The 22,545-nt window shown below is 72.4% G+C and carries 22 protein-coding genes; 15 read left to right on the top strand and 7 right to left on the bottom strand.

What is annotated here, in order from left to right; translation table 11 throughout:
• The first annotated feature begins 249 nt into the window (after positions 1-249).
• The 3 genes from ACIQJT_RS13760 to ACIQJT_RS13750 all read left to right on the top strand — a co-directional run bounded on the left by ACIQJT_RS13760 (position 250) and on the right by ACIQJT_RS13750 (position 3,262).
• Positions 250-1,983, top strand: coding sequence for a lytic transglycosylase domain-containing protein (locus tag ACIQJT_RS13760; protein WP_402643041.1), 1,734 nt, complete (start codon positions 250-252; stop codon positions 1,981-1,983).
• A gap of 145 nt (positions 1,984-2,128) precedes the next feature.
• Positions 2,129-2,263 (top strand): SPW_0924 family protein, encoded by a 135-nt coding sequence (locus tag ACIQJT_RS13755; protein WP_402643038.1) that lies wholly within the window; start codon positions 2,129-2,131, stop codon positions 2,261-2,263.
• 15 nt (positions 2,264-2,278) lie between these two features.
• The gene (locus ACIQJT_RS13750; RefSeq protein WP_402643036.1) at positions 2,279-3,262 is read left to right on the top strand and encodes a DUF3068 domain-containing protein; all 984 of its coding nucleotides are present in this window, start codon (positions 2,279-2,281) and stop codon (positions 3,260-3,262) included.
• Here ACIQJT_RS13750 and hrpB read toward each other — a convergent pair.
• Together hrpB and ACIQJT_RS13740 are read right to left on the bottom strand one after the other, a co-directional pair.
• Positions 3,252-5,777: an ATP-dependent helicase HrpB gene (gene hrpB, locus ACIQJT_RS13745; protein ID WP_402643033.1), complete on the bottom strand. Its 2,526-nt coding sequence runs from the start codon at positions 5,775-5,777 to the stop codon at positions 3,252-3,254. The genes ACIQJT_RS13750 and hrpB overlap by 11 nt on opposite strands.
• Positions 5,778-5,816: 39 nt before the next feature.
• Positions 5,817-6,653, bottom strand: coding sequence for a class I SAM-dependent methyltransferase (locus ACIQJT_RS13740; RefSeq protein ID WP_365451673.1), 837 nt, complete (start codon positions 6,651-6,653; stop codon positions 5,817-5,819).
• 366 nt (positions 6,654-7,019) lie between these two features.
• Here ACIQJT_RS13740 and rpsA point away from each other — a divergent pair, with 366 nt between their 5' ends.
• The 4 genes from rpsA (at position 7,020) to ACIQJT_RS13720 (ending at position 10,730) form a co-directional block, all read left to right on the top strand.
• On the top strand, positions 7,020-8,522 hold the full coding sequence (gene rpsA / locus ACIQJT_RS13735; RefSeq protein ID WP_053848553.1) for a 30S ribosomal protein S1: 1,503 nt from the start codon (positions 7,020-7,022) through the stop codon (positions 8,520-8,522).
• A 192-nt stretch (positions 8,523-8,714) separates the two neighbouring features.
• Positions 8,715-9,653, top strand: coding sequence for a PAC2 family protein (locus ACIQJT_RS13730; protein ID WP_365451545.1), 939 nt, complete (start codon positions 8,715-8,717; stop codon positions 9,651-9,653).
• A gap of 28 nt (positions 9,654-9,681) precedes the next feature.
• Entirely contained in the window at positions 9,682-10,299 is a 618-nt protein-coding gene (gene coaE, locus ACIQJT_RS13725) for a dephospho-CoA kinase (RefSeq protein ID WP_402643029.1), read from the top strand.
• A 50-nt stretch (positions 10,300-10,349) separates the two neighbouring features.
• Complete coding sequence (locus ACIQJT_RS13720; protein ID WP_402643027.1) at positions 10,350-10,730, top strand: tetratricopeptide repeat protein; 381 nt, start codon at positions 10,350-10,352, stop codon at positions 10,728-10,730.
• A 102-nt stretch (positions 10,731-10,832) separates the two neighbouring features.
• Here ACIQJT_RS13720 and ACIQJT_RS13715 read toward each other — a convergent pair whose 3' ends face one another.
• Positions 10,833-11,099, bottom strand: coding sequence for a DUF6343 family protein (locus tag ACIQJT_RS13715; RefSeq protein WP_402643024.1), 267 nt, complete (start codon positions 11,097-11,099; stop codon positions 10,833-10,835).
• Between the two features lie 77 nt (positions 11,100-11,176).
• Between ACIQJT_RS13715 and ACIQJT_RS13710 the strand changes: the two genes are divergently transcribed.
• The 3 genes from ACIQJT_RS13710 (at position 11,177) to ACIQJT_RS13700 (ending at position 13,596) form a co-directional block, all read left to right on the top strand.
• Positions 11,177-12,076, top strand: coding sequence for an acyltransferase domain-containing protein (locus ACIQJT_RS13710; RefSeq protein WP_402643022.1), 900 nt, complete (start codon positions 11,177-11,179; stop codon positions 12,074-12,076).
• 238 nt (positions 12,077-12,314) lie between these two features.
• Positions 12,315-13,019, top strand: coding sequence for a class I SAM-dependent methyltransferase (locus ACIQJT_RS13705; protein ID WP_402643019.1), 705 nt, complete (start codon positions 12,315-12,317; stop codon positions 13,017-13,019).
• Positions 13,020-13,131: 112 nt separating this feature from the next.
• Entirely contained in the window at positions 13,132-13,596 is a 465-nt protein-coding gene (locus ACIQJT_RS13700) for a DoxX family protein (protein ID WP_365451556.1), read from the top strand.
• 231 nt (positions 13,597-13,827) lie between these two features.
• On the opposite strand, the gene ACIQJT_RS13695 is transcribed toward ACIQJT_RS13700, so the two are convergent.
• Positions 13,828-14,514: an RNA-binding S4 domain-containing protein gene (locus ACIQJT_RS13695; protein WP_402643016.1), complete on the bottom strand. Its 687-nt coding sequence runs from the start codon at positions 14,512-14,514 to the stop codon at positions 13,828-13,830.
• Positions 14,515-14,664: 150 nt separating this feature from the next.
• Between ACIQJT_RS13695 and ACIQJT_RS13690 the strand changes: the two genes are divergently transcribed.
• Together ACIQJT_RS13690 and pip are read left to right on the top strand one after the other, a co-directional pair.
• Positions 14,665-15,396 (top strand): uracil-DNA glycosylase, encoded by a 732-nt coding sequence (locus ACIQJT_RS13690; protein WP_402643014.1) that lies wholly within the window; start codon positions 14,665-14,667, stop codon positions 15,394-15,396.
• A 9-nt stretch (positions 15,397-15,405) separates the two neighbouring features.
• Positions 15,406-16,374, top strand: a complete 969-nt coding sequence (gene pip / locus ACIQJT_RS13685; protein WP_402643012.1) for a prolyl aminopeptidase — start codon at positions 15,406-15,408, stop codon at positions 16,372-16,374.
• Here the strand turns inward: pip and ACIQJT_RS13680 are convergent.
• Positions 16,371-17,039 (bottom strand): GntR family transcriptional regulator, encoded by a 669-nt coding sequence (locus tag ACIQJT_RS13680; protein WP_365451564.1) that lies wholly within the window; start codon positions 17,037-17,039, stop codon positions 16,371-16,373. The genes pip and ACIQJT_RS13680 overlap by 4 nt on opposite strands.
• Positions 17,040-17,216: 177 nt before the next feature.
• On the opposite strand from ACIQJT_RS13680, the gene ACIQJT_RS13675 reads away from it, so the two are divergent.
• On the top strand, positions 17,217-18,686 hold the full coding sequence (locus ACIQJT_RS13675; protein ID WP_402643009.1) for an NCS1 family nucleobase:cation symporter-1: 1,470 nt from the start codon (positions 17,217-17,219) through the stop codon (positions 18,684-18,686).
• A 5-nt stretch (positions 18,687-18,691) separates the two neighbouring features.
• A complete protein-coding gene (locus ACIQJT_RS13670; protein ID WP_402643007.1) occupies positions 18,692-19,411 on the top strand; it encodes an aspartate/glutamate racemase family protein in 720 nt (239 codons plus the stop codon).
• 21 nt (positions 19,412-19,432) lie between these two features.
• On the opposite strand, the gene ACIQJT_RS13665 is transcribed toward ACIQJT_RS13670, so the two are convergent.
• Positions 19,433-19,888: a GNAT family N-acetyltransferase gene (locus ACIQJT_RS13665; RefSeq protein ID WP_402643005.1), complete on the bottom strand. Its 456-nt coding sequence runs from the start codon at positions 19,886-19,888 to the stop codon at positions 19,433-19,435.
• On the bottom strand, positions 19,885-20,298 hold the full coding sequence (locus ACIQJT_RS13660; protein ID WP_402643001.1) for a RidA family protein: 414 nt from the start codon (positions 20,296-20,298) through the stop codon (positions 19,885-19,887). The genes ACIQJT_RS13665 and ACIQJT_RS13660 overlap by 4 nt, the downstream gene beginning before the upstream one ends.
• Before the next feature lie 303 nt (positions 20,299-20,601).
• On the opposite strand from ACIQJT_RS13660, the gene ACIQJT_RS13655 reads away from it, so the two are divergent.
• Positions 20,602-22,542, top strand: coding sequence for an FUSC family protein (locus tag ACIQJT_RS13655; protein ID WP_402642998.1), 1,941 nt, complete (start codon positions 20,602-20,604; stop codon positions 22,540-22,542).
• Positions 22,543-22,545: the final 3 nt, after the last annotated feature.

Raw genomic sequence — 22,545 nt, 5'->3', positions numbered from 1 at the left:
TATGGGCGACGCGAGTCCGCACCGATCGAACATGGCCAACCGGTGAATATCGGGCACGAACCGGTGTCCGGGAAAAGGAAGTTGTCGTAGGGTCACACGGGTCACCGCGCTGGGGAGCTCGGTCGAACGTGCGAATCAGGAATTACCGCGCGTCCCAGGGGCAACCTCCAGGACGGTTCGACTGTCACAACTGGACGAGAGCGACAGACGGAAAAGGGCGCTCGGGCGTCCACAGGAGGGGTTCACTTTATGGCGGCGCAATTCGGCAGGAGGCTGCGCAAGGGAGCGGTGACCACCGCCGTGGCCGCGGCCGCGGTCGCGGCACTGTCCGCCTCCCAGGCACCCGGGGCCACGGTCGACGACAACGGCAGATCCACCGCCGCCGACGCCCAGCCCACTCCCGACGCGGTCACCGGTGACGGCGCGACCGGCAACTCGCCGTACTACACGGACCTGCCGCCGCTGAACACCCCGAGCCCCGCGCCGACCATCGGCACCGCCACCTCCTCCCCGCTCCAGTCCGAGGCGGGCATCCCCGCGACCGTCCTCGACGCCTACAAGAAGGCGGCGGCCGAACTCCAGGAGTCCAAGCCGGGCTGCAACCTGCCCTGGCAGCTCCTCGCCGCCATCGGCCAGGTCGAGTCGGGCCAGGCACGCGGCGGCCGGGTCGACGCGAACGGCACCACGACCTCCAAGATCCTCGGCCCGCAGCTCGACGGCAACGGCTTCGCCCTCATCAAGGACACCGACAACGGTGCCTACGACGGCAACAGCGCCTACGACTCGGCCGTCGGACCCATGCAGTTCATCCCGTCCACGTGGGCGTGGGCCGGCCGTGACGGCAACGGCGACGGGGTGAAGGACCCGAACAACATCTACGACGCCGCTCTCGCCACCGGTCACTACCTGTGCCGCTACGACTGGGACCTGTCGGACAGCGCCGACCTGGACCGGGCGATCCTCAGCTACAACCCCTCGCGGCACTACGTGAACACGGTCCTGTCGTGGCTGGAGTACTTCCGCAAGGGCACCCACGAGATTCCCGACGGCACCGGCACCGTCCCGGGCAGCCGCAGCGACGGCAGCAGCGGCTCGACCACCTCGCCGTCCTCGCCCTCGACTCCGAGCGCGCCGCACACGCCGAGGCCGAGCACCCCCGGCTCCCCGGGCACGACCCCGCCGTCGACCACCCCGCCCCCGTCCGGGACCCCCACCACTCCGGCCCCGACGACCCCGGCCACCCCCACCCAGTCGGTGCACCACCTGGAGGACTCGGGCACCGCGAAGCTCACCGCCATGGCGGGCGACGCGTTCACCGAGAAGATCAGCACCAAGGCGGAGAACGCCGCGGGCAAGGGCGTCGCCAAGGTCCGGATCCGCTACACGATCGTCGGCGACACCGACGCCACCTTCACCGGCGGCGAGAAGGTCGCCACCGCCCTCACCGACGCCTCCGGCGTGGCCACCGCGCCCGCGCTCCAGGCGGGCGAGACCACCGGCAGCTTCGCGGTCAGGGCCACGCTCATCGGCCGTACCGTCACCGGCCCGATCTACACGGCCACCGTCACCCAGCGCGTCGCCGACACCCTCGTCCGCACCGGCGACACCGCGCTGACCTGCGCCCCGGGCGGCCAGTTCGCCGACGCGGTCCAGGTGAAGGCCACGTACAAGGACGCCGTCGCCGACAAGGTCGCCGCCACCGCGACCCTGATCAAGTCGGCCGACGACGCGACCGCGAACGACAAGGGCCCCTACTTCAAGGACGCCGACGGCAAGACCGTCCGCACCCTGACGGGCCTGACGACGGACGCGAACGGCCTGCTGAAGCTGCCGCAGCTCTACGCCGACGACACCACCGGCACCTATCTGCTCCGCATCACCACCGCGGGCGGCGCGACGCTCGACGTGACGCTGACCGTGGCGGCCGCGGACACCTCCACGGACGCTCCGGCGAGCCCCTCGCCGAGCCCCAGCGCTTCCTGAGCACCGGACCCACTTCGGAGGGCGTCCTCTCCGCCACCGCGGAGGGGGCGCCCTCCGTGCGTGCGCGAGCTGTTCTCATCTCGCCCGCCCGTTGCTACCGTGCCGGGACCTGACGATGTATCAGTTACCGTGCCGGGAGGTGGACATGCGCGCCCTCATCGCCGCCGCGACCGGCCTCGCCCTCGCGTTCGCACTGGTCCTCACCCTCACCGCCCTCGGCACCCCGACCGGCGGGACGTCCCCGAAGCCGCTGCTGACCACGGTGCCCGCACACCCGTGACCCCGGGAGGCCGAGATGCGCCGCAAGACCAGCCTGGTCCTGCTCGCCCTCGCCGTGTTCTTCGCGGCGCTGTCCCCGCTGCTGCGCTGGTACGCCTTCCCGCGCCTCGCCAAGATCCCCGCGAACCAGTACCAGGACATGGTCCTGGAGGCCAAGGACGCCACCCTCGTCGACTACGGCTCGATGACCGCGAGGAAGGTCTCCAAGGTCACCATCGTGCAGACCCTCAAGGGCAACGTGGAGGCCTCCGAGAAGATCGAGGAGACGGCCGGGAAGGACGTCGTCGTCTGGGACGGCCTGTCCTACGTCGTGGGGCCCGACGGCAGGATGGTCTCCAGGATCCCCGAGCGCTACATCTTCGACGCCCACACCCAGGACCCCGTCCACGCCACCGGCGAGATGGTCGACGGCGACCCCGTGAAGCGCGAGGGCATCGAGTTCAAGTGGCCCTTCCTCACCGAGAAACGCGACTACGAGTACTTCGACGCGCAGACCCGCACCTCGGCCCCCATCCACTACAAGGGCACCCGGGACTTCCGCGGCCTCGACGTCTACTACTTCGAGCAGACCATCCCCTGGACCAAGGTGCCCTTCCCGAAGACCATGCCGGTCCAGGGCATCACCCCCGAGTCCATCGCGAAGACCGGCACCACCCGCTGGTACACCACGGTCCGCAGGTTCTGGGTCGAACCCCTCACCGGTGCCCCCGTCTACGGCGAGGAGCTCCACAAGGAGGAACTGCGCGGCGGCACCCTGCTCGGCGACCGCGACAAGGTGACGGTCTTCGCCGGCGACGTCAAGATGCGCGAGGACTACATCAGGCACACCGTCGACCTGGTCAAGTCCAACCGCACCCTCGTGCTCCTCATGACCTCGTACCTGCCGTGGGGCTTCCTCGTCCTGGGCGTCCTGCTGCTGGCGCTCGCGCTGCTGCTCGAAGCCCGCGGCCGCCGCCCGGCCCCCGCGAAGGCCGAAGAACCCGAACCGGTCACCGCCTGAGCCGCGCGGTGGTGTGCCGCGTCGGCTCCGCGCCCGCCGGGTCCTCCGGCCACGGATGCTTCGGATACCGGCCGCGCAGCTCCGCCCGCACACCCTTGTAGCCGTCCCGCCAGAAGGAGGCGAGGTCGGCGGTGACCGCGGCGGGCCGCCCGGCGGGGGAGAGGAGATGGACCAGGAGCGGCACACCGGCGATCCGGGGCGACTCCTGCAACCCGAACATCTCCTGCAACTTCACCGCGAGGACCGGCTGTTCGGGAGAGGCGTAGTCGATCCGGATCCGGGACCCGCTCGGTACGGCGATCCGCTCCGGCGCCAGCTCGTCGAGCCGCGTGGCCTCACCGGAGGCCCAGGGCAGGAGCCTGTGCAGCGCCTGCCCGGCGTCGATGCGCGCCAGGTCGGCCCGGCGCCGGGCACGGCTCAGCTCGGGCTCCAGCCATTCGTCCACGCGCGCGTGGAGTGCCTCGTCGGAGACCTCGGGCCACGGCTCGCCGAGGTGGTGGCGCAGGAACGCCAGCCGCTGCCGCAGGACGTTCGCGTCGGGCGACCACCGCAGCAGCCGCAGCCCGTCCTGGCGCAGCCCGTCCAGAAGGGCCTCGCGCACGAGGGCGGGGTCCGGGTCCCGCAGCGGCCGTACCGCGAGCTCGATCGCCCCGAGCCGCTCCACCCGGCGGGCCACGACGTCCCCGTCCGCCCAGTGCACCTCCTGGCGCTCGGAGTGGAGGGACGCGGCCGCCGACCGGGCCGTGTCCTCGTCGATCACGGCGGCGAGCCGCACCCGCGCGTGCCCCTTTCCGACGGGACGGTCCGCCACGGCGACAGCGATCCAGGGGGCGTCACGGAGAGCGGAGCCGGCGGGGAGTTCGGCGCGGGTCCCGGAGGCCATGAGGCAGGAGCCGCCGTCGGCCCTGGCCACGCGCTCGGGGAAGGCCAGGGCGGCCACGAGCCCGACGACGCCGTCCTCACCGCGGGCCGCGGGCCGCGGGCCACGCGGGGCGGTCGACCGCGGGGACTCCGCGGCGAGCCCTCGCAGCCGCCGCACCTCCGCCCGCCACCGCGCCGCGTAGGCGTCACCTCCGCGCCGGGCGGCCCGCAACGCGCCCGCGAGGTCGTCCCCGTACTCCCGCGGCGCCTCCTCGCTCAGCAGCGCGACGACCTCGGCGGCACGCTCGCCCCCGACCGACACGGCCGCGTCCAGCAGCGCCCGTCCCACCCGCGGGTGCAGCCCCAGCCGCGCCAGCCGGACACCCCGCTCCGTGGCACGCCCGGCCGGGTCCACCGCGTCCACCGCCGCGAGAGCGGTCCGCGCGGCCGCCATCGCCCCGCCCGGCGGCGGATCCAGCAGCGCGAGACCGGAGGCGTCCGGATCGCCCCAGCAGGCCACCTGGAGCGCGAACGCCGTCAGGTCGGCCACCTTGATCTCCGGCGACGGAAAACGCGGCAGGCGGGCGTCCTCGGCCTCCGCCCAGCACCGGTACACCGCGCCCGGCGCCTCCCGCCCGGCCCGCCCCGCCCGCTGCCGACCGGTGGCCTGCGAGGCCCGCACGGTCGCCAGCGCACTCAGCCCGCGCGCGTGGTCGACGCGCGGTTCCCGCGCCAGCCCCGAGTCGACGACCACCCGCACCCCCGGCACGGTCAGCGACGACTCCGCCACGGCGGTCGCGAGCACCACCCGGCGCCGCTCCCCGCCCGCCAGCACCGCGTCCTGCACGGCCGCCGGCGCCCGCCCGTGCACCTGGAGCACCTCCACGTCACCGAGCCCGCCCAACTGCCCGGCCACGCGCGCGATCTCGCCCACGCCCGGCAGGAAGCACAGCACGTCCCCCGGCCGCTCGGACAGCGCCCGCCGCACGACCGACGCCACGTGCGTGAGCAGCGCGGGATCGACCCGCGTGCCGTGCGGCGGCCGTACCGGACGCGCGGGCGGCGCCCACACGACCTCCACCGGGTGGGAGACACCCTCCGCCTCGACCACGGGCGCCTCGCCCAGCAGCCGCGCCCAGCCCTGCGCGTCGGTCGTCGCGGACGCGGCCACCAGCCGCAGCTCCGGCCGCAGGGTCTGGCGCACGTCCCACAGGAAGGCCGCCGTGGTGTCCGCGTCCAGATGCCGCTCGTGGCACTCGTCGAGGACGACCACGTCGACGCCCGCGAGCTCCTGGTCGCGCTGGAGCCGCTGGAGCAGCACCCCCGTCGTGACGACCTCCACGCGCGTGAGCGCTCCGACCACCCGCTCGCCGCGCACGGTGTACCCGACGCTCGCGCCGACCTGCTCGCCCAGGAGCCACGCCATCCGGCGGGCGGCCGCGCGGGCGGCGATCCGGCGGGGCTCGGCGACGACGACGTTCCGCGCGGGTGCGCCGGAGTCCAGCAGGCCCGCGAGCACCAGCGGGACGAGGGTCGTCTTGCCGGTGCCGGGCGGTGCCACGAGGACCGCCGTGCCGTGCCCCTCCAGGGCGTCGCCCAGCGCGGGCAGGACACTGCGTACGGGAAGGGCGTCCAGGGCGTCGTAACGGATCACGCCCCTAGTGTCGTACGGCCGCCGGAACGCCCCCGTACGTCAGTCCCGTTCGCACACGAAGATCGCCGAGCCCGGGATCAGGCTGCCGCGCAGCGGGGACCAGCCGCCCCACTCCGAGGTGTTCCAGGCCGGCCACTCCGGCTCCACCAGGTCGACCAGGCGGAAACCGCCGGCGACCACGTCACGGACCCGGTCGCCGATCGTGCGGTGGTGCTCGACGTAGACCGCGCGGCCCTCCTCGTCCTGCTCGACGTAGGGCGTGCGGTCGAAGTAGGAGGCGGAGACGGACAGGCCCTCGGGGCCCGGCTCGTCCGGGAAGGCCCAGCGGATGGGGTGCGTCACCGAGAAGACGAAGCGGCCGCCCGGGCGCAGGACGCGGTGCACCTCCTTCAGGACCAGTACGGGGTCGGCGACGAACGGCAGGGCGCCGTACGCCGAGCACGCCAGGTCGAAGGAGCCGTCCGCGAAGGGCAGCGCGCCGGCGTCGGCGCACACCAGGGGGAAGGACGTGCCGATGCGCAGCGCGTGCTGGAGCTGGCGGTGGGAGATGTCGAGGGCGACCGGGCGGGCGCCCTGGGCGGCCAGCCAGCGGGCGCACTGGGCGGCGCCGGCGCCGATCTCCAGGACGTCCCTGCCCTTGAGGTCCTCCGGCGGGCCCAGCAGTTCCGCCTCCACCTCGTCGAGGCCCTCGGGGCCCCACACGAAGCGGTCGTCGCCGAGGAAGGTGCCGTGCTCGACCTGGTACTCGTCCGCGTTGCGGTCCCACCAGCCGCGGTTGGCCCGGGCGCTCTCGGTGACGTCAGCGTCACGCCGGGTGGCCTGCGACTCCGCGTCCGGGCCGGACTCCTGCTGGTGCGATGCGGGCTCTTGGATGATGGGCTCCCTCGTCGTACTCTTCCGTCCAACCGGTCGCGGCGGCCGTCATAAATGGGGCGCCGTCACGCGCGCGTGGCCTCGTGAGACAGGTTTTGTGCCGGGTATGCGGCGATCCGCCCCGGGTGTGCGCCTTCGCGCATTGACCCTGTCCGGCTGCCCCCGTATGCTACAAGTTGCGCTGCGGGCCTGCGCACCTCAGACGTAGCAGGCTGCGCTCGCATCTGTTGTATGTCCCCTCGGTTGTCGAGGCGCCACCAGTGGTTTTGTGTGGCGCTTCCTTGGCTGTCCGGCTTCTTCAGAGCGAAACGGGCTCCCGGCGTAAGCAGTACCTACGACTTCAATGTCCGTACCGGAGCCCTTTCCCACATGACGAGCAGCACCGAGACCACCGCCACCACCCCGCAGGTAGCGGTCAACGACATCGGTAACGAGGAAGCCTTCCTCGCCGCGATCGACGAGACGATCAAGTACTTCAACGACGGCGACATCGTCGACGGCGTCATCGTGAAGGTCGACCGGGACGAGGTCCTGCTCGACATCGGTTACAAGACCGAAGGCGTTATCCCGAGCCGCGAGCTCTCGATCAAGCACGACGTCGACCCCAACGAGGTCGTCGCCGTCGGTGACGAGATCGAGGCCCTTGTTCTCCAGAAGGAGGACAAGGAAGGCCGCCTGATCCTCTCGAAGAAGCGCGCCCAGTACGAGCGTGCCTGGGGCACCATCGAGAAGATCAAGGAAGAGGACGGGATCGTCACCGGTACCGTCATCGAGGTCGTCAAGGGTGGTCTCATCCTCGACATCGGCCTCCGTGGCTTCCTCCCGGCCTCCCTGGTCGAGATGCGCCGTGTTCGCGACCTCCAGCCCTACGTGGGCAAGGAGCTCGAGGCCAAGATCATCGAGCTGGACAAGAACCGCAACAACGTGGTCCTGTCCCGCCGTGCCTGGCTGGAGCAGACCCAGTCCGAGGTCCGCCAGACGTTCCTCACGACCCTCCAGAAGGGTCAGGTCCGCTCCGGCGTGGTCTCCTCGATCGTCAACTTCGGTGCCTTCGTGGACCTGGGTGGCGTCGACGGTCTGGTCCACGTCTCCGAGCTCTCCTGGAAGCACATCGACCACCCCTCCGAGGTTGTCGAGGTCGGCCAGGAGGTCACCGTCGAGGTCCTCGACGTCGACATGGACCGCGAGCGTGTCTCCCTGTCGCTGAAGGCGACCCAGGAAGACCCGTGGCAGCAGTTCGCCCGCACCCACCAGATCGGCCAGGTCGTGCCCGGCAAGGTCACGAAGCTGGTTCCGTTCGGTGCGTTCGTCCGCGTGGACGAGGGCATCGAGGGTCTGGTCCACATCTCCGAGCTGGCCGAGCGCCACGTGGAGATCCCGGAGCAGGTCGTCCAGGTCAACGACGAGATCTTCGTCAAGGTCATCGACATCGACCTCGAGCGCCGCCGCATCAGCCTCTCGCTGAAGCAGGCCAACGAGGCCTTCGGTTCGGACCCGGCGACGGTCGAGTTCGACCCGACCCTGTACGGCATGGCCGCGTCCTACGACGACCAGGGCAACTACATCTACCCCGAGGGCTTCGACCCCGAGACCAACGACTGGCTCGAGGGCTACGAGACCCAGCGCGAGGCGTGGGAGCACCAGTACGCCGAGGCGCAGACCCGCTTCGAGCAGCACCAGCAGCAGGTCATCAAGTCCCGCGAGGCCGACGCCGCTGCCGCGGCCGAGGGCGGGGACGCCGCCGGTGCGGCTCCGGCCGCGGGTGGCGGTGGCGGTTCGTACTCCTCCGAGGGTGCGGACACCTCCGGCGCGCTGGCCTCGGACGAGGCGCTCGCCGCGCTGCGCGAGAAGCTGGCCGGCGGCCAGAGCTGAACGCTCACTGAGCTGTAGCTCCTGACTGAGGGACCGTACCTTTCGGGGTGCGGTCCCTCAGTGTTTTGTCCGAGGGTCGGTGGGGGTGGTCGCGCAGTTCCCCGCGCCCCTGAGGAGTTTCCGGGGCCCGAGCGGGAATGCCGCTGTTCCAGGGCGTGTTGTGCTGTACGAACACGAGGAGGAGCGGTCACTGTGCTTGATCCGCAGGGTTTGTACGCATGGGAGCCCAAGGGCCTCGCCGTCGTCGACATGGCGCTCGCGCAGGAGTCGGCCGGTCTGGTCATGCTCTACCACTTCGACGGATACATCGACGCGGGCGAGACCGGCGACCAGATCGTCGACCGGCTGCTCGACTCGCTGCCCAACCAGCTCGTGGCCCGGTTCGACCACGACCGGCTCGTGGACTACCGCGCCCGCCGTCCGCTGCTCACCTTCAAGCGCGACCGCTGGACCGACTACGAGGAGCCCACCATCGAGGTGCGGCTCGTCCAGGACGCCACCGGAGCGCCCTTCCTGCTGCTGTCGGGCCCGGAGCCGGACGTGGAGTGGGAGCGCTTCGCCGCGGCCGTCCAGCAGATCGTGGAGCGGCTCGGGGTGCGGCTGTCCGTGAACTTCCACGGCATCCCCATGGGTGTACCGCACACCCGCCCCGTGGGGCTCACCCCGCACGGCAACCGCCACGACCTCGTCCCCGGCCACCGCAGCCCCTTCGAGGAGGCGCAGGTGCCCGGCAGCGCCGAGGCCCTGGTCGAGTACCGGCTCATGGAGGCCGGTCACGACGTCCTGGGCGTCGCGGCGCACGTCCCGCACTACATCGCCCGCTCGCCCTACCCGGACGCCGCCCTGACCGTCCTGGAGGCCATCACGGCCGGCACCGGCCTGGTCCTGCCCGGCGTCGCCCACGCCCTGCGCACCGACGCCCACCGGACCCAGACCGAGATCGACCGGCAGATCCAGGAGGGCGACGAGGACCTCGTGGCCCTCGTCCAGGGCCTGGAGCACCAGTACGACGCGGCGGCCGGCGCGGAGACCAGGGGCAACATGCTCGCCGAACCCGTGGACATCCCGTCGGCGGACGAGATCGGCCTGGAGTTCGAGCGCTTCCTGGCGGAACGGGAAGGCGACAACTGACACGCGCGGAGCGTCTAGGCTTCCGGGCATGCTGAAGGTGGGCCTGACCGGCGGTATCGGCGCCGGCAAGAGTGAGGTGTCGAGGCTCCTCGTGGAGCACGGCGCCGTCCTGATCGACGCGGACCGCATCGCGCGCGAGGTCGTCGCGCCGGGCACGCCCGGCCTCGCCGCGGTCGTGGCGGCCTTCGGCGAGGACGTGCTCGCCGAGGACGGCAGCCTCGACCGGCCCAGGCTGGGCTCCATCGTGTTCGCCGACCCCGACCGGCTCGCCGTGCTGAACTCCATCGTGCATCCCCTGGTGGGCGCCCGCTCCCGTGAGCTGGAGTCGGCCGCCGCCGATGACGCCGTCGTCGTCCACGACGTCCCGCTCCTCGCGGAGAACGCCCTCGCCCCGCTCTACGACCTCGTGGTCGTCGTCGACGCGAGCCCCGAGACCCAGCTCGACCGGCTCGTCCGGCTGCGCGGCATGACCGAGCAGGACGCACGCGCGCGTATGGCCGCACAGGCGACGCGCGAGAAGCGCCTGGAGATCGCGGACGTCGTGATCGACAACGACGTACCCCTCGAAGAGCTGCACCGACGGGTGCGCGAGGTGTGGGACGAGCTGGTGCGCCGGGCGCGTGCCTCCGGGGCGTCCGAGGAATAGCGTCCCCCGGTCCGGGCGTTGAACCCTTCCAGTGAGGGAAGGACTCTGCCGTGCCCGAGACCAGCGGATCGACCGGACGTACTCCGGAGACCCATGTCATCGACTACCGCGCAGCCGAGCAGTTGCTCTCCGCGCGGGACCCGCGGGGCGCGGTGAAGCTGCTCGACTCCGTCATCGCCGCCCACCCGGAGAACACCGCGGCCCGGCTGCTGCGCGCGCGGGCCTTCTTCGCCGCCGCGCAACTGCGCCCCGCCGAGCTGGAGTTCACCATCGTCCTGGAGCGCGAGCCGGACAACGCCTTCGCCCACTTCGCGCTCGCCCGCACCTATGAGCGCCAGGGGCGGTCCGACCAGGCCAGGCGGCACTTCCGGCTGGCGGCCGCGCTGGACCCGAATCCGGAGTTCCTGAAGGCGGCCCGGTTCGACTCCTGACGGGCCGCGGTGCGCTCCGGCTTCTGACCGGGTGCCGTGGCGCGCCGGTCCACCGTCGGTCCCGGACGGCCACCGGGGCGGCTCTCCCGCGGTCCGCAGCAGTCACCGGGGGCGGTTCTCCGGTGGCCGGTACGGCGGGACGCCGGGGCCCGGCTGGTAGTGCGGGCCCTGGCGGATGTGCCGGAGGATCATCGTCGTGTCGACGGTGATCACCAGCCAGAGCACACCGCAGGCGATCGCCCACCCGGGACGGCCGGCCAGCGCGAACGCGACCGTGCCGAAGATCGCCCAGACCAGCCCCCACACGCTCAGCCAGAACCGCGCCCGCAGTGCACTGCGCGCTGTCCTCGGCTCACTGCCCGTACGCATCGGGATCACCACTCCTCTCTTTGCAACGTACTCTTCGGAACGGACGTCGACCACAGGGCCGAAGAGGGGGGCACCGCGTGCTGCCGGACGCCGACGAACTGGCCGAGGTGCTGGTGGAACTCGCCGTACCGCACGAGGACGTCAACGAACTCGTGCGGATGGGCCGACGGGTCATGGACGACCCCGAGCTGCGGAGGTTCCTGGAACACTCCGTCGACGAACTGGTCCGGGACATGGGCAGGGCCGACGACCCGGTCGTCCTGCCCGAGCTCGACTGGCCGGCCGGTGCCCTCCAACGCTGCTTCCCCGCCTACGTGTTCGTCGCGGCGCTGCCCCACACGCGCGCGTACCACCGCTCACGCGGCATCCCGGACGAGGTGTCCCGGCGCACCCTCGCCGACCTCGGGCGGAACATGGCCGTGCACCGCAGGCGGTACGGCAGGGCGGGTGTGCAGTCACCGCGCTGGCTGACCCGGCACTCGCGGGGCGAGCTGTACCAGTTGGGGCGACTCCAGTTCGAGCGGACGCGGTACGGGGCGTGGCACAGCAGGACGCTCGCGGCGGCCGGGCTGGACCTCGCCCCCGGCACGCCGTGTCTGAGCCTGCACATCCCCGACTTCCTCGGCCCGCTGTCACCGGAGGCCTGCGATCGCTCGCTGGCCCTGGCCGCCGAGTTCTTCGCCCGGCACTTCGCGGACGAGCCGTACCGTGCCGCGCTGTGCCATTCCTGGTTGCTCGATCCGCAGTTGAAGGAGTACCTGCCCGCGGACTCCAACATCGTCCGCTTCCAGGAACGTTTCCGGATCGCTCCCCAGGACCCGGAGCCGGAGGACACCGAGCCGGTGCAGTTCGTGTTCGGGGACCCGGAGCTGCCGCCGGAGAACCTGCCGCGGCGGACGGTGCTGGAGCGGGCCGTGGGGGATCACCTGCGAGGTGGCGGGCATTGGTATGTCGGGCACGGGTGGTTTTGGTTGTAGGGCGGGGGCGGGGCGGGTCCGCCGGGACCGGGTGCGGAGGGCTGCGCCAGGACCGGGTGAGGAGGGTTTCGCCGGGCCAGGTGTGGGTGGCTCGCGGGGGCGGGCTCGGGTGGTTCCGCCAGGGGGCGGACGCGGACGGCCCCTCCGACAGCAGTGCGCGGCTGGATTCCCCGTAGCTCGGACGGGTGAATTTGTGCGAGGGGGGAACGGCCGTGCGGAGACCGGCCGTTGGGCGGGTATGGAGTTGAAGAGGCGAGCGGGACATCAGGGGACGGGACCGGGAGCGATCACCCCGGACGGATGCGCGGTCGAGCTCTACTCACGGCTGCCCGTGGGAGCGGAGCCGGACATCGTCGCCGCGGCGGTGCCGGCGGGGGCGAGCATCCTGGAGCTGGGCAGTGGCGTGGGACGCGTGACGGGTCCGCTGCTGGAGCGGGGATTCACGGTCACCGCGGTGGACGAGTCCGCCGAGATGCTGGAGCGCGTGCGGGGAGCGCGCACGATATGCGGACCGATCGAGGACCTCGACCTGGGCGAGACGTTCGACGTGGTGCTGCTTGCGTCGTTCCTCGTGCACAACGCCGACCTGGAGGTGCGGCGCGGGATGCTGCGCACCTGCGCCCGGCATGTCGCGCCGGACGGCTGTGTGCTGATCCAGCGGGAGGGCGAGGACTACCACACCGGTCTGCCGCGTGAGCGGGTCGACCCAGCCGGGTTCACCGTTCGGATCGTGTCGTCGGAACCGGTGGCGCCGGGCGTCAACTCGGTCCACGTGGAGTACGAGTTCCCGGACGCCACCTGGACACAGACGTTCCGGGCCCGTCCCCTGACGCGGGAGCAGTTCGAGGAGGCGCTGGGGGAGGCGGGGCTGCGCGTGGACCGGTATCTGACGGAGGACCGGATATGGGCGCGGGCGGTGCCGGTAGCGGATGGGGCGGGGTGAGTTGAGGCCCGGTGCCGGCGGGAAATCGATCGCGCGGCGGCGATGAGTTCGGCTGCGGGTGCGGGTCTACCCCTGTGACAGCAGCACGGACCGCTTCCCACAGGAGACCCCGATGTCCGAGACCACCGTCCCCGTCACCGGCACCGCCGCTTCCACCGCCTCCCCCGTCATCGCCGAGTCCCCGACCGCCCGTGGCCGCCGGGCCCGGATCGCCCTGCGCACCCTTCAGGTCGTGCTCGCCCTCTTCTACGTGATCGCCAGCGCGCTCCCCAAGCTGATCGCGCACCCGTCGGCCGCCGAGGGCTTCGACAAGATGGGCTGGGGCAGCGCGGGCATGTACACCATCGGCGTGCTCGAAGCGGCCGGCGGGATCGCCCTGTTGATCCCGGTGCTTCAGTCGGTGGCGGCCACGGCGCTGAGCGGGCTGATGGTCGGCGCGTTCGTCGTCCAGCTCACCAGCTTCGACGGGGAGAACGCGGCGACTCCCCTCATCCTGATCATCCCGCTGGCCCTGATCGCCTGGGCCCGGCGAGGACACAACGCGGACCTGCTGCGGCTGGTGCGACGACGGGCATGACGAGCGCGACCGCCCACGGTCACTGCGCTGAGACCGGTGCCCTGCCCTTCGGGGAGGGGACCGGTCTCAGCGTGGTGACCGACGGGTGCCGGCTGCGGTATCGGTTCCGGGGCTCCTGTTTCCGAGTCCATAACCGGGTCCGGGTCCGGTGCCAATGCCGGGGCCGTGTCCGGCCCGAGTCCGGGCCCCGGTTCCGCTGCCCGTGTGCGGGCTACCGCTTCCGCGTCCGGCTCAGCGCGAGCGCCCGCTTCGGCCCGCGCTCCCGCCCCGGCCCGAACGCCGGGTCCGGTCCGGACGACGTGCCTGGCCCGAGTCGCCTGTCTCGTCCGGGGCGCCTGCACCCTCCGGAGCGTCGGGTCCGCTCAAGTCGGCCGGTCCGCCCGGTCCGCCGAAGCGGGTACGGCGGTTGCCCTCCGCCAGGCCGCGCAGACGCTCCAGCTCGCGGCGGTCGCGCTTGGTCGGGCGGCCGGCGCCGCGGTCGCGGATACCGGCGGGGGCGACGGCAATACGGGGCGGCGGCGGGGGAGAGTTGTCGACGTAGCACTGGGCGGCCACGGGGGCGCCGACCCGCTTGCGGATCAGACGCTTGACGATGACGATCCGCTCCCGTCCCTCCTGGCGGACGCGCACCTCGTCGCCGACGCGCAGGGAGTGGGCGGGCTTCACGCGCTCGCCGTTCACATGCACATGCCCGCCCCGGCAGGCGGTGGCCCCCGCGGAACGGGTCTTGACCAGCCGCACGGACCAGATCCAGCTGTCGGTGCGCACCGTCTCGCCGTTCTGCGGCCCGGCGGCCACCGCGGCGGCGACGGCGGCGGCGACCTTCGGGTCCGGTGCCTCGGCGCCGGGACCGTCGGCCGGTTCGTCGGCCCGGCCCGCCCCACCGGTTTCGTTGTCGTCCGTACGTTCCACAGCCATGGCTTCGACCTTAATACCCGGGGCCGTGCGCCTTCGGTGGGTTTTCCGGGCGGTACCCCGCAGCGCCGCCCGGCCACCACCGCCCCGGCCCGACGACCCGCGACTGCCCCGGCCCCCGCCACCCCGGCGACCTGCCCGTACCGTGGACCCGTGAACGCCCTGGACGATCTCGACCGCCGGATCTCCGGCTGTCGTGCCTGCCCGCGGTTGGTCGACTGGCGGGAGGAGGTGGCCCGGACCAAGCGGGCCGCGTTCGCCGACTGGACGTACTGGGGGCGGCCGGTGCCCGGCTTCGGGCCCGCGGACGCGCGGATGCTGATCGTCGGGCTCGCTCCGGCCGCGCACGGCGGTAACCGCACCGGGCGGATGTTCACCGGCGACCGTTCCGGGGACGTGCTGTACCAGGCGCTGTACGACATCGGCCTTGCCTCGCAGCCGACCGCCGTGACCGCGGACGACGGACTCGAGCTGTACGGCGTGCGGGTCACGTCGCCCGTGCACTGCGCACCGCCCGCCAACAAGCCCACCCCCGGCGAACGGGACACCTGCCGGCCCTGGCTCGTCCAGGAGCTGAACCTGCTCAGGCCCACGCTCCGTACCGTGGTCGTGCTCGGCGCCTTCGGGTGGCAGGCCGCGCTGCCCGCCTTCGCGGCGGCCGGCTGGAGCGTGCCCCGGCCGCGCCCCGCCTTCGGACACGGGGCGCGCGTCCCGCTCGACGGACTCGAGCTCTTCGGCTGCTTCCACGTCAGCCAGCGCAACACCTTCACCGGCAAGCTCACGCCCGGGATGCTGAGGGAGGTGCTGGGTACGGCGGCCGAGGCGGCGGGACTGCGGGGCCGTACCGCCGAAAGCGACAGGACGAGGCCCCCGTACGACGGATAGGGTCGCCGGATGCCTCTCTACCCGGAGATCGAACCGTACGACCACGGCATGCTCGACGTCGGCGACGGCAACCGCGTGTACTGGGAGACCTGCGGAAACCCGGACGGCAAGCCGGCGGTGGTGCTGCACGGGGGTCCGGGGTCCGGCTGTTCGCCGTGGGCGCGGCGGCTGTTCGATCCCGCCGCCTACCGGATCGTGCTGCTCGACCAGCGGGGCGCGGGGCGGTCGACGCCGCCCGCGAGCGCGTACGCGACCGACATGCGTGTCAACACGCTGCCGCATCTCATCGCGGACCTGGAGTCGCTGCGGCGGCATCTGGGGATCGGCCGGTGGCTGGTGTGGGGTGTGTCGTTCGGGTCGGTGCTCGGGCTGCGGTACGCGCAGACGCATCCGGACGTGGTGACGGAGATGGTGCTGACCGGGGTCGCGACCGGCTCGAATCCCGAAGTGGCCTTGTTGACCAGGGGACTTGGGAAGATGTTCCCGGAGGCGTTCGAGCGGTTCGTGGGGGAGCTGCCCGTGGAGGAGCGGTCCGGGAACCTCGCCGCCGTCTACAACCGGTTGCTCGAATCGCCCGATCCCGAGGTGCGGGCGCGGGCGGCGCGGGCGTGGACCGACTGGGAGACCGCGATCGAGCCCGCCCCGCCGCGCTCGGTGCCACGGTACGAGGACCCGGTGTTCCGTCAGGGCTTCGCCAGGACCGTCACCCACTACTGGGGCAACGACCACTTCCTGGGCGAGGGCAACGACGAGGGTGTCGTCCTGCGTGACGCCCCCCTGCTGAAGGACATCCCCGGCACCCTCGTGCAGGGCAGCCTCGACCTCGGCAATCTGCTCGGCACCGTCTGGCGGCTCCACCACGCCTGGCCGGGCAGCGAGTTGACGGTGATCGACGGCGGCGGGCACAACGCCGGGGAACTGGGTACGGCCGCGCTGGTGGCGGCGACCGACAGGTACGCCCGCCGCGCGCACACCTAGATCGTCCCGGCGGACTCCCCGAACAGCTGCCGTACCGTCGACTCGTAGTTGGTGCGTACGTGCGCGAGGGCGTGCGCGCGGGCCCGGTCCGGGTCGCCCGAGGCGATCGCCTCGTACAAGTCGCGGTGTTCGACGAGGAGTTGGTGCCACTCCTCGTTGCGCCGGGTCATCCAGCGCAGCCGGCCCGCAACCGGTTCCAGGGCCTCGACCAGCAGGCTGTTGCGAGCCATCGCCACGATGCTGTCGTGCAGCCGGCTGTTGACGTCCGTGATGGTCTCCGCGTCGCCCGCCTCCGTCGCGGTCGCCGCGAGGTCGAGGAGCCGCTCCACCGCGGCGAGGTCCTCCGGGGTCGCCCGGGCCGCGGCCAGACCGGCGGCGTACACCTCCAAGGCCTCGCGCAGTTCGAAGAGTTCCTTGACGTCGTTCGGGGTCAGCCGCCGTACGACCGTGCGGCGGGGGGTCTCGAAGTGGACGAAGCCCTCGGCGACCAGCGCGCGGATCGCCTCGCGGACCGGCACCCGGGAGACTCCGAAGCGGTCGGCGAGCTCCCGCTCGACGAGTCGGTCGCCCGGCCGCAGTCCGCCGGCGATGATCTCCTGCCGCAGGGTGGCCAGGACGCGTTCGCGGACGGCGCCGAGGGGCTCGGTGTTCGTCGTGGAGCTCATGGAGCCATCTTCTCCGACGCGCGAGCAGTCGTTGGCGCCGGAGCTCTTTTACGCAGCGTTAACGGACGCGACATCGGTCAGAACTCTTGACGGCGGGACTATGTCGGCAGTTTGGTATACCAAAACTGGTTGCCAGGCGGCCGCCCTCCTCCTGTCCCTCCCGTCCCTGGAGGTTCTGTGTCCCTCGCCGACCGTGCCGAAGTCACCGGCGCACCAGCGTTCGTCCCCGATCCACGGCTCACCAACGAAGACCTGGCGCCCGCCGGCAAGCGCAACTGGAAGGTCTTCGACCTCTTCGCCATGTGGATGTCCGACGTCCACAACCTCGGCAACTACACCTTCGCGGCCGGTCTGCTGGTCCTCGGCATGAACGTCTGGCAGGTCTTCACCTCCCTGCTCGTCGGCTTCGTGCTCATCTACGTCGGCATGAACTGGATGGGGAAGATCGGCCAGCGCCACGGCGTGCCGTTCCCCGTGGTCAGCCGCATCAGCTTCGGCGTGTGGGGCGCCAACGTCCCGGCCCTCATCCGGGCCGTGATCGCCATCATGTGGTACGGCATCCAGACCTACCTCGCCTCCGTCGCGGTCAACGTGATGCTGCTGGCCGCCTGGCCCGGCCTGGAGTCCTGGACGCACAGCTCCTTCCTCGGTCTCGACGCCCTCGGCTGGGTCTCCTTCCTCTCCCTGTGGCTGATCCAGGCGCTGATCATCAGCCAGGGCATGGAGTCGGTGCGCAAGTTCCAGGACTTCTGCGGCCCGGCGATCTGGCTCGTCATGATCGCGCTGGCGGTCTGGGTGCTGGCCAAGGCCGGCTGGAGCATCTCGCTCACCACCACCCCGCACCCGGTCTCCGTCGGCGAGCAGTGGCGGCAGTGGTTCGGCGCGATCGGCCTGATCCTCGCCACCTATGGCACGCTGATGCTCAATTTCTGCGACTTCTCCCGCTTCGCACCGGACTACCGGACGGTCCGCCGCGGCAACTTCTGGGGCCTGCCGATCAACTCCACGGCCTTCGTGGTCGTCTCCGTGATCGTCACCGCGGGCTCGCTCGAGGTCTGGGGGCAGGCCATCACCGATCCGGCCGAGCTGGTCGCCAAGGTCGGCAACACCTGGGTGATGGTCCTGGGCGCGCTCACCTTCGCCATCGCCACCATGGGCGTCAACATCGTCGCCAACTTCGTCTCCCCGGCCTACGACCTCGCCAACGTCTGGCCGCAGAAGATCACCTTCAAGGTCGGCGGCATGATCAGCACGGTCGCCGCCCTGGTCGTGACCCCGTGGAACCTCTTCTCCAACCCCACGGTCGTCAACTACTTCCTCGGCGGCCTCGGCGCCTTCCTCGGCCCCCTGTTCGGCGTGATCATGCTCGACTACTACTGGGTCAAGAAGGGCCGCGTCGACGTCGACGAACTCTTCAGGGCCGAGCCGGGCTCCCGCTACTACTACCGCAAGGGCGTCAACCCCAGGGCGCTGTGGGCGTTCCTGCCGGCGGCCGGTGTCGCGGGCGTCCTCGCCCTGGTGAAGGCGTTCAGCGACGTGGCCCCGTACTCCTGGTTCATCGGTACGGCCCTCGCGGCCGGCCTGTACGCGCTGCTGTGCCGCAGCGAGCGACCGGCTCGCCCGGTCCCCGAGGCCGTGGAGGTCTGAGAGAGGTGCGCATCGTCGTCACCAACTGCAACACCACGCAGGAGATGACCGAGGAGATCGCACGAGGTGCCCGGGCCGCCGCAGGCCCGGGCACCACCGTGCTCGGGCTCACCCCCGCGTGGGGCCCCGAGTCCGCGGAGGGCTGGCTCGACAGCTACCTCTCCGCGGCGGCGGTCATCGACCTGCTGCGCACGTACGAGGGTCCTTCCTACGACGCCGTCGTCATGGCCGGCTTCGGCGAGCACGGACGGGAGGGCGTCCGGGAACTGGTGGGCGTACCGGTCGTCGACATCACCGAGGCCGCCGCCCATCTCGCCTGTCTGCTGGGCCGGCGCTACGGCGTGGTGACCACGCTGGAGCGGTCCTGCGGACAGATCGAGGACAGCCTGGAGCTGGCCGGGGTCGGCCGCAACTGCGCGGCGGTGGTCGGCACCGGCCTCGGCGTGCTGGACCTCGGCGACGAGGAACGCACCGAGACCGCCTTCCTCGCGGCGGCCGAACGGGCCCGGGAAGCCGGCGCCGAGGTGCTGGTGCTGGGGTGCGCCGGAATGACCGGACTACAGCGGACGGTGGGGGAGAAGCTGGGGCTTCCCGTGGTCGACGGGGTGGGCGCGGCGGTGAAACTGGCGGAGTCGCTGGTGGCACTGGGGCTCAGCACCAGCCGGGTGGGCGGCTATGCCAGGCCGGTGCCGAAGCGGCGGGTGTGGGGGGCGCGGTCGGACTGATCCGCACCGATCCGGCCCCGCTCAGGGGCGCCAGACGTACCGCACGTCCGGCTCCCGCTCCTCGTTGCCGCTGCCGTCGGTGCGTTCGGCCTCGACGAAGCCGTGCCGTTCGTAGAAGCGGTGGGCCGGCCCGTTGACCTGGAAGGTCCACAGGCTCAGCCCCCGCGGGCTGCGCTCCTTGGCGAGCGCGACGAACCGGTCGCCGATGCCGCGCCCCCGCCAGTCGGGGTCGAGATAGAGCTGGGACAGCAGATCCCCGGCGAGGACCATCAGGCCGACGATCGCGCCGCTCCCGGACTCCTCGGCGACCCAGGTCTCGCGCAGCGGCACGACGACGTCCCGGATGTAGGCGCGCACCTCCTCGTCGGACCGCGGCCGTCGCACCGTCGGCAACGCGGCGGCGAAGGAGCGCAGGTACACGTCGGCCGCGGCGGAGGCGTCCGGAGCGGTGGCCCGGCGGATGACGACCGCGCTCACCGCGCCGGCACCTCCGGCACCACGGCCGTCGCCGTGATCTCCACCAACTGGCCGGTGTACCCGAGGCAGGCGACCCCGATGAGCGTCGACGAGTGCGGACCGGTGCTCAGCCCGGACGCCTCGACGACCTCCCACACGGCGGACAGCACCGCGGGCTCGCTGCTCACGACGTGCACGTCGGTCGCCAGCACGTGCTCCAAGCCGCTTCCCACGGCGTGCAGTTGCTCCCGCAGGTTGGCGATCACCTGCTCGGCCTGCCGGGCGGGGTCCCCTTCGCCCACGAGATTCCCCCGGGCGTCCAGCGGAACGGACCCGGCGAGGAACGCGAGCTTCGTGCCCGCCTCGACGACGGAGGCGTGGGAGTAGGTCGGCGGCGGGAAGAGACCCGGGGCGGTGACTCGCTGGATCACGTGGACTCCTGTGACGAACGGCGGACAACCTTGCGATCATCGGGGCCGGGGGGACGGGACCGCATCCCAATTTCCGGGCCCGACCGGCATGCGCCCTCCCGGGCGAGATCCGGGCACGCCGTTAGAGGCGGCCGCGCAGGGTTGCGTTCATAAAGAACGTGGCTTTTGCATGCATCGTCACACACGGGTAACACGAGCGCCCCGACCCGTCCGGGAACGCCGTCTACCGTGGACACCACAGCCCGACGCCCGGCCACCGTCGCCCGGAGGCGTACCCCGCCCCGACCAGACGACAGGAGCCCCGTGCCGCTCGCCCCACCGCCCTGGCTCGCCCATGCCCTCCGTGCTCAGCGGGGCCCGATCCCGTGGAACGCGGTCGTACGGGGAGCCCTGTCCGCCGGGCCGGTCCTTCTCGTCGCCGTGCTCGTCGGGCAGACCTCGGTCGGTGTCGTCGCCGCCATCGCGGCCATGCTCGCCGGGATCAACGACCGGCCCGGGAGCAGGCGGGTCTCCGTGACGAGGATCGGCGTGCCCGCGCTCGCGGGCGCGGTCGGCATGGTCGTCGGGACGTACGCGGGGGAGTACACGGGGGCCGTGGCCCTCACCGTCCTGCTCACCCTCGTCGGGCTGATCGCCGGCGGCATCAGCGCCGTCGGACCCGTGGCCTCCGCGGCCGGCACGCAGTTGCTCGTCGCGTCGGCGATCGGCGCGGGCATGCCGTTGCCGGAGGAGGGGTGGCTGCGGGCCGTCGCCTATCTCGGCGGGGCCTGCTGGCTGCTCGCCCTGCGGCTCCTGCTGCCCACCCCCGGCGCCCTCGCCGGGGACTTCCGGTTCGACGGGGAGCGGGAGGCCGTCGCCGGGGTGTACGACGCCGTCGCCGACCTCCTCGACGCCGCGGGCACCGAACACGCCACCGCCCGCCGCGTCGCGCTCACCGCCGCTCTCGACCACGCGCAGGACGCACTCACCGGGCCCCGGCTGCGGCGGTACGCGAGCTCGGCCGCCGAGCGGCGGCTGCACGCGCAGTACGCGGCCGCGCTGCCGCTCGCCGAGGCCGCCACCGCGCTCGCCTGGGCGGCGGAGGCGGTGCCCGGACGGGCCTCCGCGGGGCCCCGGCGGCTCGCCGCCGCCGTACGGGAGAACACGCGGACCGGGCCGCTGCCGGCGCCCGACCGGTCCCGGCCCGCGCTGCGGGCGCTCGACGACGCGTTGCTGCGGGCCGCCGAGGCGTTCGACCGGGGGCGGGGCGGGGACCTGCACACGCGCCGGCGCACCGTCCGGGACCTGCTGCGGTCCGTCCTCGGGGCCGGCGGGCGGGAGTACGGGCTGCGGGTCGCCCTCTGCTTCGGGGCCGGCGTCGCCGTCGCACAGGCCCTGCACCACGCGCACTGGTACGGCGAGCACGAGCACTGGTACTGGCTGCCCGCCACCGCCGTCTTCCTCGTCAAGCCCGACCTCGGACCGCTCGCCTCCCGGGTGCTGTGCCGGGCCGCCGGGACCGTCCTGGGCGCGCTGGTCTTCGCCGGGTTCGCGCTCGTGCTGCCGCGGCCCGAGGGGCTCGTCGCGCTGGTCGCCGTCAGCGGGGCGCTCATCCCGGTGGCCACCCGGCACTTCGCCGCGCAGACCGCCGTCGTCACGGTCCTCGTCCTGGCGCTGGTCATGGTCGGCGGCGAGCCGCAGGCCTCCGCCGGCCGCATCACCGAGACACTGCTCGCCTGCGCCATCGTGCTGATCGTGGGACACCTGCCGATGCCCGGGCAGCGGGGCGGGGGAGTACGGTCCCGGCTGGCCGCGGCGGGCGGGGCCGCGCAGGCGTACCTCGCGCACGTCCTGGAGGAGACCGAGCGCCGGCCTGGTCCCCGGGAGACCGGGCGGACCGGCCCACGGGGTGCCGAAGCGGCCGCAGGCGACACCCTCACCCAGGACACGGACACCCGCCCCCTGCGCTGGACCCTCCGTCGCGAGGCCTACCGGGCGCTCGCCGAGGCCCGTACCGCCATCGCCGTCGCCGCCGCCGAACTGCCCGCGCTGGCCCGGCACTCGGAGGGGGCCGACGAGATCGTCGCCGTGCTGGAGCGGATCGTCGACACGACCACCGCGTGCGCCGTCCACCTCGACGACTCCGGACGGCTCGCCTCGGAACAGGTCGGTCGGCTCGCCGAACTCCTCGACGAAGTCGGCCGGCTCGACCGGGGACGGATGCGGGTCGGGCTGAGGCGGCCCGAACTCCCGCCCACCCGCTAGGAG

Source organism: Streptomyces sp. NPDC091972, from assembly GCF_044756385.1.
Classification (GTDB): Bacteria; Actinomycetota; Actinomycetes; order Streptomycetales; family Streptomycetaceae; genus Streptomyces.
The sequence above is the reverse complement of the archived record's forward strand: the minus strand, read 5'-3'. Positions and strand labels throughout refer to the sequence as shown.

Coding starts and splice junctions, on each gene's coding strand:
- ACIQJT_RS13760 (WP_402643041.1), top strand. CDS start 250: ATGGCGGCGCAATTCGGCAGGAGGCTGCGCAAGGGAGCGGTGACCACC.
- ACIQJT_RS13705 (WP_402643019.1), top strand. CDS start 12,315: ATGGAGTTGAAGAGGCGAGCGGGACATCAGGGGACGGGACCGGGAGCG.
- ACIQJT_RS13750 (WP_402643036.1), top strand. CDS start 2,279: ATGCGCCGCAAGACCAGCCTGGTCCTGCTCGCCCTCGCCGTGTTCTTC.
- rpsA (WP_053848553.1), top strand. CDS start 7,020: ATGACGAGCAGCACCGAGACCACCGCCACCACCCCGCAGGTAGCGGTC.
- ACIQJT_RS13715 (WP_402643024.1), bottom strand. CDS start 11,099: ATGCGTACGGGCAGTGAGCCGAGGACAGCGCGCAGTGCACTGCGGGCG.
- pip (WP_402643012.1), top strand. CDS start 15,406: ATGCCTCTCTACCCGGAGATCGAACCGTACGACCACGGCATGCTCGAC.
- coaE (WP_402643029.1), top strand. CDS start 9,682: ATGCTGAAGGTGGGCCTGACCGGCGGTATCGGCGCCGGCAAGAGTGAG.
- ACIQJT_RS13755 (WP_402643038.1), top strand. CDS start 2,129: ATGCGCGCCCTCATCGCCGCCGCGACCGGCCTCGCCCTCGCGTTCGCA.
- ACIQJT_RS13680 (WP_365451564.1), bottom strand. CDS start 17,039: ATGAGCTCCACGACGAACACCGAGCCCCTCGGCGCCGTCCGCGAACGC.
- ACIQJT_RS13700 (WP_365451556.1), top strand. CDS start 13,132: ATGTCCGAGACCACCGTCCCCGTCACCGGCACCGCCGCTTCCACCGCC.
- ACIQJT_RS13695 (WP_402643016.1), bottom strand. CDS start 14,514: ATGGCTGTGGAACGTACGGACGACAACGAAACCGGTGGGGCGGGCCGG.